This is a genomic window from Rhodocyclus gracilis (assembly GCF_009617575.1).
GTDB classification, from domain to species: domain Bacteria; phylum Pseudomonadota; class Gammaproteobacteria; order Burkholderiales; family Rhodocyclaceae; genus Rhodocyclus; species Rhodocyclus gracilis.
Genome location: NZ_WIXJ01000006.1, coordinates 57349 through 72341 on the forward strand (window position 1 = coordinate 57349; position 14993 = coordinate 72341).

Sequence of the window (14993 nt, forward strand, 5' to 3'; positions counted from 1 at the left end):
TGCAACCCTGTGGCCGCCCTTCCGGGCGGCCTTTTACCATCATGACCAACGACGAACTCCTGCGCCGCAGCCTCGCCGCCATCTGGCATCCGTGCACGCAGATGAAGCAGCATTCGCCGGCACTCGCCGCGCATGAGTCCTGGCTGCCGCTGACCCCCATCGCGCGCGGCGAAGGCGTCTGGCTGACCGACTGCGAGGGCAAACGCTACCTCGACGCAATCAGCTCCTGGTGGGTCAACCTCTTCGGCCACTGCCACCCGGCGATCAACGCGGCGCTACGCGATCAGCTCGAAACACTGGAGCACGTGCTGCTCGCCGGTTTCACGCACACGCCCGCCGTCACGCTGGCGGAGCGCCTGTCGGCGCTCACCGACGGCGCGCTCGGCCACTGCTTCTTCGCCTCCGACGGCGCATCGGCCACCGAAATCGCCCTGAAGATGTCGGTGCATGCCTGGCGCAATCGCGGGCGCAGCGAAAAATGCGAATTCGTCTGCGTCGCCGGTGGCTACCACGGCGAGACGGTCGGCGCGCTGGCCGTCACCGACGTCGCCATCTTCCGCGCCGCCTACGCGCCGCTGATCCGCGCCGCCGCCGTCGCCCCCAGCCCCGACGCCCGGCAGGCCGCCGCGGGCGAAAGCGCAGTTGACGTCGCCCGCCGCGCCGCCGCCGGCCTCGAAGCCATCCTCGCCGACCAGCACGAGCGCATCGCCGCCTTCATCGTCGAGCCGCTGATCCAGTGCGCCAACGGCATGGCCATGTACGACCCGGAATACCTGCGTCTGGCCCGCGCCCTCTGCGACCGCTACGAGGTTCACCTCATCTGCGACGAAATCGCCGTCGGCTATGGCCGTACCGGCACCTTCTTCGCCCACGAACAAGCCGGCATCCGCCCCGACCTGCTTTGCCTGTCGAAGGGCATTTCCGGCGGCTACCTGCCGCTGTCGGTCGTCCTCAGCAGCGACGCCATCTATGCCGCCTTCTGGGACGACAGTACAACGCGCGCCTTTCTGCACTCGCATTCCTACACGGGCAACGCGCTGGCCTGCCGCGCCGCGCTGGCGACGCTCGACCTCTTCGCAAGCCAGAACACGCTCGCCGCCAATCGCCAGCTCGCGCAACACATCGCTCAGCATCTGGCGCCGCTTGGCGAGCACCCGCAAGTCCGCCACCTGCGACAGCGCGGCATGATCGCCGCCTTTGACGTCGTCGACAGCGACCCCGGCTTTGGCCGCCGCTTTCACCGCGAAGCGCTGGCGCGCGGGCTGCTGCTGCGGCCCATCGGCAACACCGTGTACGTCATGCCGCCCTATCTCATCACGGAAAACGAGTGCGCGCTGCTCGGGCAAGGCATCGGCGCTGCGCTGCGCGCGAGTCTGCAACCGTGAGCGTCACTCCGGAGACGCCACGCCCGCCGGAAATGCCCGAGATGCTTGCCGATCTGGCGCGACAACTGGAAAAACTCGACGCCGACGGACTGACCCGCCGGCCGCCGACGCTGCAAGCGCCCTGCGGCCCGGTGGCGACGATCGACGGGCGCACCCTGATCAGCTTCGCCAGCAACGACTATCTCGGTCTGGCCAACGATCCGGCGGTGATCGACGCCGCCATCGACGGCGCCCGTCACTGGGGTGTGGGCGCGGGCGCTTCGGCGCTCGTCAGCGGCCATTTCTCCCCACATGCCGAACTGGAGCGCCGTCTGGCCGAGTTCGTTGGCTATCCGCGCGCCCTGTTTTTTTCGACCGGCTATCTCGCCAACATCGGCATCGTGCCGACGCTGGTCGGGCGTGGCGACGCCGTCTTTGCCGACCGCCTCAATCACGCCTCGCTGATCGACGCCGTTCAACTCTCCCGCGCCGATAGCCATCGCTACCCGCACGGCGACCTCGCCGCCCTCGAACGTCTGCTGGCGAGCCGCCCGGCGCGCCGCCGTCTGATCCTGACCGACGCCGTCTTCAGCATGGACGGCGACGTCGCCCCGCTGCCCGAACTGCTCGACCTCGCCGAACGCTACGACGCCTGGCTCGTCATCGACGACGCGCACGGCTTTGGCGTTCTCGGACATCAAGGACGCGGCAGCCTCGATCATTGTTGCCTGAAGAAATCGCCGCGCATCGTTTACATGGGAACTCTCGGCAAAGCCGCCGGCGTTTCCGGCGCCTTTGTTGCCGCAGAAGCAACAGTAATCGACTGGCTCCTGCAACGCGCGCGCAGTCACATCTTCACGACAGCGTCGCCCCCCTTGCTCGCCAACGCGCTTCTGGCGGCGCTCGATCTGATTGCCGAGGGCGAATCGCGGCGCGCGCATCTGGCCGGCTTGCGCGAGCAGTTGCGTAGCGGCCTCGCCGACACCCGCTGGCGACTCTTGCCCTCGCCGACCGCCATTCAGCCGGTCCTCGTCGGCGACAACCACGAAGTCATTGCCGTCGCCGCCGCCCTCGCCGAACGCGGCCTATGGGTGCCGGCCATCCGCCCACCGACCGTCCCCGCCGGGCAGGCGCGCCTGCGCGTCTCGCTCAGTGCCGCCCATGCCACCGCGCACGTCAGCCAGCTCGTCGATGCGCTGCGCGCACTCGACTGACCGCCGCCTGCCACCATGTCTGTGTCTGTCGCCCACCCCCCCCGCGCGCGCGCGCCTTCCCGCCATCTCGCCCTCATCCACGGCTGGGGATTCGGCGCCGAAGTCTGGCAGAGCACGCTGAGCGCCCTGCGCACCGCGCTCGCCCCCCTCGACCATCCACTCCTCGCCACGCCGCAGACCGACGCGACGCAAGCCGCGGCACCGCACTGGCAGATCCACCGCCTCAGCCTGCCCGGCTACGACGGCGTCGCCGACCGTGACGAAACCTTTGCCGCGTGCGCACAAGCCATGGTCGACGCACTGCCCGCCGGCGTCGTGCTTGGCGGCTGGTCGCTCGGCGGACTGCTGGCATTGCATGCCGCCGCCGCCAACCCCGAAAAAATCGGTGGCCTGATCCTGATCGGCGCCACGCCGTGTTTTCAGGAACGTGCCGACTGGCCGGCAGCCCAGCCCGCCGCAACGCTCGCCGGCTTTCGCGAGGCGCTCGCCAGCGATGCCGTGGCGACGCGCCGCCGCTTTGCCGCGCAGCTCAATCAGGGCGACCGGCAGGCACGCCCCCTGACGCGCGCGCTGACCAATCTGCTGGCAACTACGCCCGCCCCTGCCCCGGCAGCGCTGGCGCGCGGACTCGACTGGCTGCGCGACGTCGACCTGCGGCCGCCACTGCGCGCCTGCCGCGTGCCGACGCTGATCGTGCACGGCGCGCACGACGCCATCGCCCCGCCCGGCGCAGCGGAATTCCTCGCCGCGCAGATCGAGACGAGCGAATACGTCTGCCTTGCCGACGCCGCGCACGCGCCCTTTCTTGCCGAACCGGAACAGGTCGCGGCGGCTATCGCCCGCTTTCTCGGCAAGAACATCGCCCAGTCCGGCGCTGCCGACCCGACGCTGCCGCCGAAGCGTCTCGTGCGCGCGGCCTTCGACCGCGCTGCGGCGGCCTACGACGACGTCGCGGTCATCCAGCGCCGCGTTGCCGCTCTGCTCTGCGCCGGGCTTCCGAAGACCCTCGCGCCGACCTGCGACGACGCCGCAACCCTCGGTACGGCACCGCCGCACGCGCCAGCCCCATGGCGCGCCCCCTCACCTACCCGGCCGCTAGCCCTCGACGCCGGCTGCGGCACGGGGTTTGGCGGTCTCGAATTGCGCGCACGCTGGGAGGGGATCGAACTCGTCGCCGCCGACTTCGCCCCCGCCATGCTGGCCCATCCGACGCATGGCGGCTCGGCACGGGTCGCCAGCGACATCGAAGCCCTGCCTTTCGCGCCCGGCGTCTTCGACCTCTACTGGTCGAGCCTTGCCGTGCAGTGGTGCGACAGCGCGCGCGTGCTGGCAGAAGCGGCCCGCAGTCTGCGCGCCGGCGGCCATCTGGCGCTGTCGACGCTCGGCCCGGACACCTTCGCCGAACTCCGGCAGTCCTTCGCCGGCATCGATCGCTACCGTCACACTCTGGCCTTCACGGACCCTGACACCGTGCGGGAGCATCTGCAACAGGCCGGCTTTGTCGACATCCGGCTCGAACGACAGACGCTGACACTGCATTACGACACGCTGCGCGCCCTGCTCGCTGCCGTGCGCGACATCGGCGCCAACGGCGTCGGCGGCGGCGCCCGGCGCGGGCTGATGAGCCGCCGCGTCTGGCAGGCGTTCACCGCCGCCTACGAAGCACAGCGCCAGCCGGCGGGATTACCCGCCAGCTACGACGTCATTCTCGTCCACGCGCGCAAGGCGGCACACCCGCCGGCTGCCGCCTGCGCGATCTTCCCACCGACTTTTTAGCGTTCATTTGCCCTCATGACGACCCCGATTCCGCCCGCCCGACGCCCCGCCTGGTTTATCGCCGGCACCGACACCGGCGTCGGCAAGACCTTTGTCACCTGCGCCCTGCTGCACGCCTTGCGCCAACGCGGCCTGCGCGCCGTCGGCATGAAGCCTGTCGCCAGCGGAACGGACGTAGCGGGCGACAACGAAGACGTCAGCGCCTTGGCCGATGCCTCGAACGTCGACGCGCCGCGCGCGCTGCGTAATCCCTACTGCTTTCGCGCCGCCATTGCGCCGCACATCGCCGCCGCCGATGAAGGCGTCAGCGTCGAACTGCCGCGCATCGTCGACGCCTTCGGCGAACTGCGCGCGCTCGCCGATGCGACGCTGGTGGAAGGCGTCGGCGGCTTTCTCGTGCCGCTGGGCGACGAGATCGACGCCGCCCAACTGGCGGTCGCACTCGATCTGCCGGTCATCCTCGTCGTCGGCATGCGTCTGGGCTGCATCAACCACGCGCTGCTCAGCTACGAGGCGATCACCGGGCGCGGGCTGCCGGTCGTCGGCTGGGTCGCCAACCGCATCGACCCCGACATGCCGCGCGTCGAGGAAAACCTCGCCACGCTCGCGCGCCTGTTGCCGGCGCCGCTCCTCGGCGTTGTCGAGCACGGTGTGACGCCCGCTTGCGCTGGCGCCGGACTGCGCCTCCCCGACTAAGGTGCGCTTGCGGCGGGGTGGTCGCCGTCAGGCTGACTAGCGCCTGCGTCGCAGTTCCCCGCGCTTCCCGGCCCGTTCTCTGCGGCGAGTTCGGCGGCGAGACGCGTCAGAGCCGCGTGCAGCTTTGCCACCTCGGCCGTCAGCGCCTCTGGTGACGAAACGTCGTCGGCCCTCTCCGCCATCGCCTCCAGCCCGGCGGCGAGCTGACTACCCACCGTATCGGCGAAGGTGCCAAAGACGCTTTTCAGCGAATGCGCCTCGCGCGCCAGCGCCCCACGCTCGCCGCGTGCCAGCGCCGCGTCCAGTGACGCGCGAGCCGCCGGCAAGCTGCTACGGAAAACTTCGACCACCTGCACATAGAGCGCCACATCGCCGCCGAGCTGCGCCAAGGCCAGCGCCCGCCTCGACGCGCGGCCATCGCCAGACACCTGCGCCGCACCCGACGGGTCGTTAGCCGCATTGCTGGCCAGATGCCTGGCGGCTTCCCCGGCGAGGTTCGTAGCCGCCGACACCATGCCGCTCTTGCCACTCACAGCCTCCCGAGGCGCCAGTGCTGCCAGCTCTTCCGCCGTCAGCGGTGGCAGGACGCTGGCAATCGCCGCGAATAAGGCCTCGGCGCGCAGCGGCTTGGCGAGATGCCCGTCCATGCCAGCAGCGCGGCACTCGTCCTGCATTTCGCGCGTGACACTCGCCGTCAGCGCCAGCACCGGCAGGTGCGATGGCCGCCGCGCTTCCTGCTGCCCCGGAGATTCCTGCGCCCTAGAGGAGGCCTCCTCACGACGCAGCGCACGTGTCGCGTCGAGGCCATCGAGCCGCGGCATCTGGATGTCCATGAGCACCACATCGAAGGGCTCGCTGGCGATACACGCCAGCGCCGCCTCGCCATCGTCGGCGACGACGACCTGATGGCCGTGCTTTTCGAGCAGGGCACTGGCGAGGCGCTGATTGATCGGCGTATCGTCGGCCACCAGCACCCGCAGACGCCGCACACCGCTCGTCAGCGCAGCCATCATGGCGCCAACCGATTCCGGCGGTGGACTCCCGGAATCTGCTCCCGGAATACCCGCCACGAGCGCCGACGCATCGCCGCGCGCCAGAGCGAGCCGGACACGAAACGTGCTGCCAAGGCCCGGCGTACTGTCGAGCGATATCTCGCCATCCATCATGCGTACGAGCTTGCGCGTAATGGCGAGCCCCAAACCACTGCCGCCAAAACGCCGCGTAATCGAGCTATCGGCCTGCGTGAAGGCGGCGAAGACCTCGGCGTGTTTTTCCGGCGCGATGCCCATACCCGTATCGGTGACGGCGATCTCCAGGGCGACCGGCGTGGCGGCAGCCACGGGCGCGTCACTCGCTGCCGCCAGGCCAGCCACCTCGACCCGGATACTGCCGGTAGCGGTGAACTTGATGGCGTTGCCGACGAGGTTGATCAGGATCTGGCGCAAGCGCGCCGGATCGCCGAGCACGGCGTCCGGGAGAGACTCATCAATGTGCCAGTCGAGGCGCAAGCCCTTTTGCGCGGCGCGCACGGCGAGCGGGCGCAATGTCTGCGCCAGCCAGTCGCGCAAGGAGAAAGAGACGCGCTCGATCTCCAGACGCCCGGCTTCGATCTTCGAGAAATCGAGAATGTCGTCGATGATCGACAGCAGCGCATCGGCGGAGGCCTTCACCATCTCCAGATAATCGCGCTGCTGCGCGTCGAGCGCGGTCTCCAGCGCGAGTTCGGTCATGCCGACGACGCCATTCAGCGGCGTACGCAACTCATGGCTCATCGCGGCGAGAAAGACGCCTTTGGTGTGGCTGGCCGACTCGGCAAGTTCCTTGGCGTGCTGCAACTGGCGCTCGACCTTCTTGCGCTCGCTGATATCGCGGAACACCCAGAGACGCCCCCGGTAATCCTCGACGCGCGGCAGATCGGGGTAGAGGAAGACCGGCGCCTGATCGACCTCGAACACACGACCATCGGCCAGCAGCAGTTCGCGCTCGGCCAAGGCACACGCCGCGCCGAGCGGCACTACACGCTCGCCGCGCATCAGGGCGGCTGGCGCGTTGGCCGCCGCGCGTGCCACCAGTTCGGCCAACTGCGCCGGACGTTGCAGCAGGCGCGCCGCCTCGTCGAGCACGGCGGCGGCAGCGACGCCGCACAGCTCGCCACCGACGGCATCGATGGCAAAAAGCGAACACAAGGACTGATTGGCAATGACGACCCGACCCGCCTCGTCCTCGAGCATGACGCCAGCGTGCATGCTTTCGAGCAGCGCCGACAGACGCGACGCCATCGCCAGCAGACGTTCCTCTTCGTCGCGTCGCTCGCTGATGTCCTGAAAGACGACGACGCTGCCGACATACTCGCCGTCGGCAAAGAGCGGCGTCGATACAAGCGATACGGCAAAGGCGCTCCCGTCGCGCCGGATGAAGGCATCCAGATCCGAACGGAAGGGCTGACGGGCAAGCACCGGCGCATGCAGCGGGCATTCGTCCTGCGCCAGCGGCAAACCGCTGGCGGTACGAAAGTGCACAGCCTCGTGCACGTTGCGTCCGAGCAGATCGGCGCGCACCCAGCCGAGCAGGCGCTCGCCTTCGGCGTTGATGAAGGAACAGCGTCCCTCGGCATCGCTGGCAATGATCCCCTGCCCCAGCGCGTCGGTCATGCCAGCGAAGAAACGCTGGCTGGCGGCAATTTCGGCGTCCTGCTGCCGCAAGCGCGACGCAGCGCGTTTGAGCTCCAGCAAGGGCGAGCGCAAGACCAGCAAAAAGACACCGGCACCGGCAAGGCTGGCCGCGACGGCGATCACGACGCCCGACAGCGCAAAGCCTTGGGCCTCCGGCAGGTAATACCCGACCAGACTCAAGAGCAGGAGCAACAAACCGAGCAGCAGCGCGAAAACAATGACCGCCAGGCGAACGCCGATGGAATCCGAAGGAGGCAGGCGGGCAGGTTTCATGGCCGGCGAGTATAACGCGCGTGCGCCATGGACAGCCGCTCGGCGCATCGTCCATAATCGCCGCACCCTGCCGCCATGTGCCGGCGCCTTCCCACCTTATCTGCCCCGCCGCCTGCCGCTCGCCACCCTACGCGGCGTCACTTCCGGCCACCTGATCCGCCTTCGCGGAACCACCTTTGACGAGCCGCGCATGAAGTTTCTTTTCGACCTCTTTCCGGTCATCCTTTTTTTCATCGCTTTCAAGGCGGCCGGCATCTACGTCGCCACCAGCGTCGCCATTGCCGCCACCGTCGCCCAGATCGCCTGGGTCTGGCTGCGCCACCGCCGCGTCGAGCCGATGCTCTGGGTGTCGCTTGTCATCGTCGGCGTTTTTGGCGGCATGACGCTGGCGCTGCATGATGAATCGTTCATCAAGTGGAAGCCGACCATCCTTTACTGGGCGTTCGCCATCGCCCTCTTCGGCAGCGAGCGCTTCCTCGGCAAGAATCTGATTCGCAAGCTCCTGAGCGAGCAGATGCAGCTGCCGGAGGCGGTCTGGCAGCGACTCAATGTCGCCTGGATCGCTTTCTTCGTCTTCATGGGCTGTGCCAACCTCGGCATCGCCTACAACTTTTCGACCGATGACTGGGTCAATTTCAAACTCTTCGGTGGCATGGGCCTGATGCTCGTTTTCGTCGTCGTCCAAGGCCTGCTGCTCGCGAAGTACATTGAGGAGAAACCCTGATGCTCTACGCCATCATGGCCGACGACCGGCCTGATTCACTCGCCGCCCGTCTCGCCGCCCGCCCGGCCCACCTGGAACGCCTGAACCAGCTGCAACACGCCGGCCGTCTGCTGCTGGCCGGCCCCTTCCCGGCCATCGACGCCAATGACCCCGGCCCCGCCGGCTTTTCCGGCAGCCTCATCGTCGCCGAGTTCGCCTCGCTGGACGAGGCGCGCCAATGGGCGGACGCCGATCCCTTCGTTGCCGCCGGCGTCTACGCCAGCGTCAGCGTCCGCCCCTTCCGCAAGACCTTGCCGGCATGAGCACGCCGACCGCCGGCGTTGAAGAGCAGTTGCGCGAGCGACTGGCGCATCTGTCGCCGCGCCGCCTCGAAATCATCGACGAATCGGCGAAGCACGCTGGCCATGCCGGCGCACGCAACGGTGGCGGACACTACCGCCTGCTGATCGTCGCCGACGCTTTTTCGGGGCTGACGCCGCTGGCGCGTCATCGCCTCGTCATGGAGGCAGTGGACGATCTCATGCGCGGCGCCGTGCACGCGCTGAGCATCAAGCCGCTGGCGCCCGAAGACGTATAATCATCGCGCCGCATCGAGTTATTTTCCGGGCATCGGCGGAGTCACAACCGACCCGAACCAACCTAATAAAAGGAAAAAGATCCATGCACAAGCTTTCGACACTGGCCGCCGCGCTGCTCGTCGGCTCCCTGCTTTCGGCACCGGCTTTCGCCGCCGACAAGGCTAAAGGGTCGGTTTTTGCGACGGTCAATGGCACTGCCATCTCGCAAGGCACCGCTGACGCCTTCATCAATGAGCAAAAGGCTCAGGGCGCACCGGATTCGCCGGAACTGAGAAACGCGGTGCGTGAAGAGCTGATTCGCCGCGAACTGCTGGCACAAGAAGCCAAGAAGAAGGGGCTGGACAAGCAACCCGCCGTGGTCACGCAAGCCGACCTCGCGCGTCAGGCGATCTACGTGCGCGCCTTCATTCAGGAGTACGTGAAGTCGCACCCGATCAGCGACGAAGTCCTCAAGGCCGACTACGACAAGGTCAAGGCGCAACTCGGCGGCAGCGAATACAAGGCTCGCCACATCCTCGTCGACAAGGAAGACGACGCCAAGGCGATCATCGCCAAGCTGAAGGGCGGCGCCAAGTTCGAAGAACTCGCCAAGCAGTCGAAGGACCCCGGCTCCAAGGACAACGGCGGCGATCTCGGCTGGGCCAGCCCGGCCAACTACGTGAAGCCGTTCGCCGATGCCCTGACCAAGCTGCAAAAGGGCAAGTACTCCGAGACGCCGGTGAAGACCGAGTTCGGCTACCACGTCATCCTGCAGGAAGACGTCCGCCCGCTGACGCCGCCTCCGTTCGATTCGATCAAGCCGCAGCTCGCGCAACGCGCGCAACAGCAGCAGATCGAAAAGATGGTCAACGATCTGCGTAGCAAGGCCAAGGTCGAGTAAGCTCCGCGCGCCCGCCGGCCCAGGCGTCGGCTCCGCGACAAAAAAACGCCGGAACAGTATTACTGTTCCGGCGTTTTCGTTGCGCCGCTGTTTTCGTGGTACCAACGGACTCATCGAGAGGCTGACACCCGCACCGCATGCGGCGCTGGCGACGGAGCAAGCACGGCAGATCGACGCCACGCGCCGACTCCACTTACCATAGCGGCCCACCTGCGGCATGGCCGGCGCCTTATCCTCCGTTTGGCTCTCCGCTTGATTTTCCGTTACCCGCCTTTACCTTCTTTCCCCGCCCTTCTTTGACAGGAAACGCTCGATGTATCCCGCTCTCCAACACTCGCACGCGCTGACTGCGGCGCTCTCGCTCTTGTTCACCCTCGCCTGGGCCGCCGTGGCCTGGGGCAAGGTAACGCCAAGCACGACGCTCGGCGGCAAGCAGAAAGTCCTTTACATCGCCAACCGCGCCGTAACCGGCATTGCCGGTATCACCGGTCTGGCCGTTACTTTCCTCGGCCCCTGGCGCGAATACATCTTCCCCTATCTCGGGCTGGCGGCCTTCGTCGTACACGGCATCTTTGCCGCCATCTCGAAGCGCGCCTACCTGAGCGGTGAAGACTCGCGGTGCCGCATCGCCTTGCTGATGCAGATCGCTGCGCTGCTTTTTGCCAGCGCCGTCATGGCAACGAAATTCGCCTGAGCGATCTACTCACAGAGAGACAGCGCAGCGCGGCAAACGCCGCCCTGCGCTGTCTCTGTTTGATCAGCCGATAAAGCGGCGGGCGTTGCGGAACATGCGCAGCCAGGGCGAAGCCTCGATGCCGGCGGCGTCCCAGTCGGCCGGCCGCCAGGACATCTGCGCGGCGCGGAAGGTGCGTTCCGGGTGCGGCATCATGATCGTGAAGCGGCCGTCGGCGGTGGTGACGCCGGTCAGCCCGCCCGGCGAGCCGTTCGGGTTGTACGGATACACCTCGGTCGGCACGCCGCGGTTATCGACGTAGCGCAGCGCGGCGAGCGAGGCGGCGACGCGCTCGGCCTGCGCCGCGCTGTCGAACTCGGCGCGGCCTTCACCGTGCGAGACGACCACCGGCAGGCGGCTGCCAGCCATGCCCGAGAGGAAGATCGACGGCGAAGCGACGATCTCGCTCATCACGTAGCGCGCCTCGAACTGCTCGACGCGGTTGCGCACGAAACGGGGCCAGTCGGCGGCGCCCGGCACCAGTTCCTTCAAGGCGCTCATCATCTGGCAGCCGTTGCAGACGCCAAGGGCGAACACGTCGGCACGCGCGAAGAAGCGCTCGAACTCGTCGCGCGCGCGCGCGTTGAAGAGGATGGTACGCGCCCAGCCCTGACCGGCGCCGAGCACGTCGCCGTAGGAGAAGCCGCCGCAGGCGACGGCGCCCTTGAAGTCGGCAAGGCTGACGCGACCGGCGAGGATGTCGCTCATGTGCACGTCGACCGCGGCGAAGCCGGCACGATCGAAGGCGGCAGCCATTTCGACTTGGCCGTTCACACCCTGCTCGCGCAGGATGGCGACGCGCGGCCGCGCAGCGCTGGCAACGAAAGGTGCCGCCACGTCGTCGTTGGCGTCGAAGGACAAGCTCACCGACAGGCCAGGATCGGCGGCGTCGAGGATGCGGTCGTATTCCTGTTGCGCGCAGTCCGGGTTGTCGCGCAGCGACTGCATGCGGTAGCTGGTTTCCGACCAGGCGCGCTGCAGCTCGACGCGCTTCTCGGCGAACACCGCTTTGGCGTTGCGCACGACGCGCAGTTCGTCGGCGGCGTTGGGATGACCGATGAAGTGCGTCGCGGCACCGAGGCCGGCGCCGCGCAGGATGGCGAGCACGGCGTCACGGTCGGCGCGGCGGATCTGCACGACAGCGCCGAGTTCCTCGTTGAACAAGGCGCGCAGCAGGCGCTCGTCGGCGCGACCGGCCATCAGCTCGGGCTTGCGTTCGGCGCCGTCGACGTCGTTGGCCAGCGGGTCGTAGCACAGGCCATCCATGTCGAGCGTGACGCCGCAGTGCGCGGCGAAGGCCATTTCGGCAGCGGCGGCGAAGAGGCCGCCGTCGGAACGGTCGTGATAGGCGAGCAGCAGGCCGTCGCCGGCGAGCTTACGGATGGCGGCGAAGAAGGCGGCCAGCCGCGCCGGCTCGTCGAGGTCGGGCACCTCATGGCCGACGGCGCCATACACCTGCGCCAGCGCCGAGGCGCCGAGGCGGTTGCGGCCGGCGCCGAGGTCGATCAGCAGCAGTTCGGTGTCGGCCTGCTCGCGTGCCAGCAGCGGCGTCAGCGTGCGCCGCGCGTCGGCGACCGGCGCGAAGCTGGTGACGATCAAGGAGAGCGGCGCGACCACCGACTTCGGCGTGCCGGCGTCGTCCCAGGCCGAGCGCATCGACAGCGAATCCTTGCCGACCGGGATCGACACGCCGATCGCCTGGCACAGGTCGGAAGTGGCGCGCACCGCGTCGAAGAGGCGCGCATCCTCGCCGGGGAAACCGGCGGCGGCCATCCAGTTGGCCGAGAGCTTGACGTCGCCGAGTTTGCCGATGTCGGCGGCAGCGAGATTGGTCAGCGCCTCGCCGATGGCCATGCGCACCGACGCCGGCGCGTCGAGCACCGCCAGCGGCGTGCGCTCGCCCATGGCGAAGGCTTCGCCGGTGTGACCGACGAAATCGGCGAGCGTCACCGCGACGTCAGCGACCGGCACCTGCCAGGGGCCGACCATCTGGTCGCGCGCCGTCAGCCCGCCGACGCTGCGGTCGCCGATGCTGATCAGGAAGGTCTTGTCGGCCACCGCCGGCAGGCGCAGCACGCGGTAGGCGGCGTCCTTGAGTTCGATGCCGCCGAGCGCGAAGTCGGCGCCGGGCGACGGCAGGCGCGCCACTTCTCGCGTCATGCGCGGCGGCTTGCCGAGCAGCGCTTCCATGTCCATGTCGACCGGGTTCTCGCCGAAGTGGCGGTCGGTGACGACGAGCTTGCCGTCGTCGGTCGCTTCGCCGACCACGGCAAACGGACAGCGTTCGCGCTCACAGAGGGCGCGGAATTCGGCCAACCGCGTCGGCGGAATGGCGAGGACGTAGCGTTCCTGCGACTCGTTGCACCAGATCTCGGCCGGCGACATGCCGGGTTCCTCGATGTGCACCTCGCGCAGTTCGAAACGCGCGCCGCAACCACCGCCGTGGGCGAGCTCGGGCAGCGCGTTGGACAGGCCGCCGGCGCCGACGTCGTGGATCGACAGGATCGGGTTGCCGTCGCCAACACCATAGCCGACACCTGCCGGCGCGCCGAGCTGCCAGCAGCGGTCGATCACTTCCTGCGCGCGCCGCTCCATTTCCGGGTTGCCGCGCTGCACCGAGGCAAAGTCGAGGTCTTCCGAATTGGCGCCGGTGCTCATCGAGCTGGCGGCACCGCCGCCGAGGCCGATCAGGAGGCCGGGGCCGCCGATCTGCACGAAGAGCACGCCCGCCTTGAGCGTTTCTTCCTTGAAGCACTGGTCGGCGGCGATGGCGCCGAGGCCACCGGCGATCATGATCGGCTTGTGGTAGCCGCGCACGACGCCGTCGACCGGCTGCTGGTAGGTGCGGAAATAGCCGGCGAGATTGGGCCGGCCGAATTCATTGTTGAAGGCGGCGGCGCCGATCGGGCCGTCGAGCATGATCTCAAGCGCCGAAGCGATGCGCGACGGCTTGCCGTAGGCCGCCGAATCGGCTTCCCAGGGTTGTAGCGCGCCGGGCAATTGCAGGTCGGAGACCGAGAAGCCGCACAGGCCGGCCTTGGGCTTGGAGCCGCGGCCGGTGGCGCCCTCGTCGCGGATTTCGCCGCCGGAACCGGTGGCGGCACCGGGGAAGGGCGAGATCGCCGTCGGGTGGTTGTGCGTTTCGACCTTGGCGAGGATGTGCGTCAGCTGCTCGTGGTAGCCGTAGCCGCCGTCGGGCGTCGGGAAGAAGCGCTGCGCAACGCCGCCCTCGATCACCGAGGAGTTGTCCGAGTAGGCGACGACGGTGCCTTCGGGATGCGCCTTGTGCGTCTCGCGGATCATGCCGAACAGCGTCTCACTGCGCGGCGCGCCGTCGATCACCCAGGCGGCGTTGAAGATCTTGTGCCGGCAGTGCTCGGAATTGGCCTGTGCGAACATCATCAGCTCGACGTCGGTCGGGTTGCGCCCGGCGCGCGTGAAGATGTCGACGAGGTAGTCGATCTCGTCCGGCGACAGCGCGAGGCCAAGACGCGAATCGGCCTCGACCAGCGCGGCACGGCCGCCAGCGAGCAGATCGACGCGCGCCAGCGGTTGCGGTGCGACATGGTGGAAGAGATCGGCCGCCCGCGCAAAATCGTCGAGCACGGTTTCGGTCATCCGGTCATGCAGCAGGTCAGCGATGTCGGCGCGCTGCGCTGGCGTTAGCGTTCCGGGAAAGGCGACGCGATAGGCGATGCCACGCTCGATCCGCTCGATGGCGTCGAGCCCGCAGTTCCAGGCAATGTCGGTCGACTTCGACGACCAGGGCGAAATCGCGCCCAAACGGGGCGTGACGAGGAACAGCTCGCCGGTCGCGGGGCTTGGCGCGCGCTCAGACAACAGCGCCGCCAGGCGTTCGCGTTCGCCGCCTGCCCAGTCGCGCCGCCGCGCAACGAAATGCCAGTGCTCGGCGGAAACCAGCGTGGCGCCGGGAACGCGTGCGCTCAGTCGTTCCTGGAGGCGCGCCCGGCGAAAAGCGGAAAGAGCGCTGTCACCGCGCAAAAACTCCAGTCCGGCAACATGACGCGGCGCAGCAGGAGAAGAGGAAGAAACGACGGAATCAGCAGCAGAATCGGCCATGGC

At 68.1% G+C, this 14993-nt stretch carries 11 protein-coding genes; 9 read left to right on the forward strand and 2 right to left on the reverse strand.

Features of this window, described 5'->3' with window-relative positions; translation table 11 throughout:
* The first annotated feature begins 41 nt into the window (after positions 1-41).
* The 4 genes from GHK24_RS09425 to bioD are packed head-to-tail and all read left to right on the forward strand — an operon-like array spanning position 42 to position 5050.
* On the forward strand, positions 42-1385 hold the full coding sequence (locus GHK24_RS09425; protein WP_153472559.1) for an adenosylmethionine--8-amino-7-oxononanoate transaminase: 1344 nt from the start codon (positions 42-44) through the stop codon (positions 1383-1385).
* Positions 1386-1426: 41 nt separating this feature from the next.
* On the forward strand, positions 1427-2578 hold the full coding sequence (gene bioF / locus GHK24_RS09430) for an 8-amino-7-oxononanoate synthase (protein WP_153472728.1): 1152 nt from the start codon (positions 1427-1429) through the stop codon (positions 2576-2578).
* Positions 2579-2593: 15 nt separating this feature from the next.
* Positions 2594-4354, forward strand: a complete 1761-nt coding sequence (locus tag GHK24_RS09435) for an alpha/beta fold hydrolase (RefSeq protein ID WP_153472561.1) — start codon at positions 2594-2596, stop codon at positions 4352-4354.
* 15 nt (positions 4355-4369) lie between these two features.
* Complete coding sequence (gene bioD / locus GHK24_RS09440; RefSeq protein ID WP_153472563.1) at positions 4370-5050, forward strand: dethiobiotin synthase; 681 nt, start codon at positions 4370-4372, stop codon at positions 5048-5050.
* Here bioD and GHK24_RS09445 read toward each other — a convergent pair.
* Positions 5047-7995, reverse strand: coding sequence for a PAS domain-containing hybrid sensor histidine kinase/response regulator (locus tag GHK24_RS09445; protein WP_194286406.1), 2949 nt, complete (start codon positions 7993-7995; stop codon positions 5047-5049). The two genes, bioD and GHK24_RS09445, sit on opposite strands and share 4 nt — an antisense overlap.
* Positions 7996-8185: 190 nt before the next feature.
* Between GHK24_RS09445 and GHK24_RS09450 the strand changes: the two genes are divergently transcribed.
* The 5 genes from GHK24_RS09450 to GHK24_RS09470 all read left to right on the forward strand — a co-directional run bounded on the left by GHK24_RS09450 (position 8186) and on the right by GHK24_RS09470 (position 10871).
* A complete protein-coding gene (locus tag GHK24_RS09450) occupies positions 8186-8719 on the forward strand; it encodes a septation protein A (RefSeq protein ID WP_153472567.1) in 534 nt (177 codons plus the stop codon).
* Positions 8719-9021, forward strand: a complete 303-nt coding sequence (locus tag GHK24_RS09455; RefSeq protein WP_153472570.1) for a YciI family protein — start codon at positions 8719-8721, stop codon at positions 9019-9021. The genes GHK24_RS09450 and GHK24_RS09455 overlap by 1 nt, the downstream gene beginning before the upstream one ends.
* Positions 9018-9296 carry a BolA family protein gene (locus GHK24_RS09460; RefSeq protein ID WP_153472572.1) on the forward strand — a complete coding sequence of 93 codons (279 nt, stop codon included), beginning with the start codon at positions 9018-9020 and terminating at the stop codon, positions 9294-9296. The genes GHK24_RS09455 and GHK24_RS09460 overlap by 4 nt, the downstream gene beginning before the upstream one ends.
* Positions 9297-9379: 83 nt before the next feature.
* On the forward strand, positions 9380-10177 hold the full coding sequence (locus GHK24_RS09465) for a peptidylprolyl isomerase (protein WP_153472574.1): 798 nt from the start codon (positions 9380-9382) through the stop codon (positions 10175-10177).
* Positions 10178-10490: 313 nt separating this feature from the next.
* Positions 10491-10871 (forward strand): hypothetical protein, encoded by a 381-nt coding sequence (locus GHK24_RS09470; RefSeq protein ID WP_153472576.1) that lies wholly within the window; start codon positions 10491-10493, stop codon positions 10869-10871.
* 63 nt (positions 10872-10934) lie between these two features.
* On the opposite strand, the gene purL is transcribed toward GHK24_RS09470, so the two are convergent.
* Positions 10935-14990, reverse strand: coding sequence for a phosphoribosylformylglycinamidine synthase (purL, locus tag GHK24_RS09475; protein ID WP_153472578.1), 4056 nt, complete (start codon positions 14988-14990; stop codon positions 10935-10937).
* Positions 14991-14993: the final 3 nt, after the last annotated feature.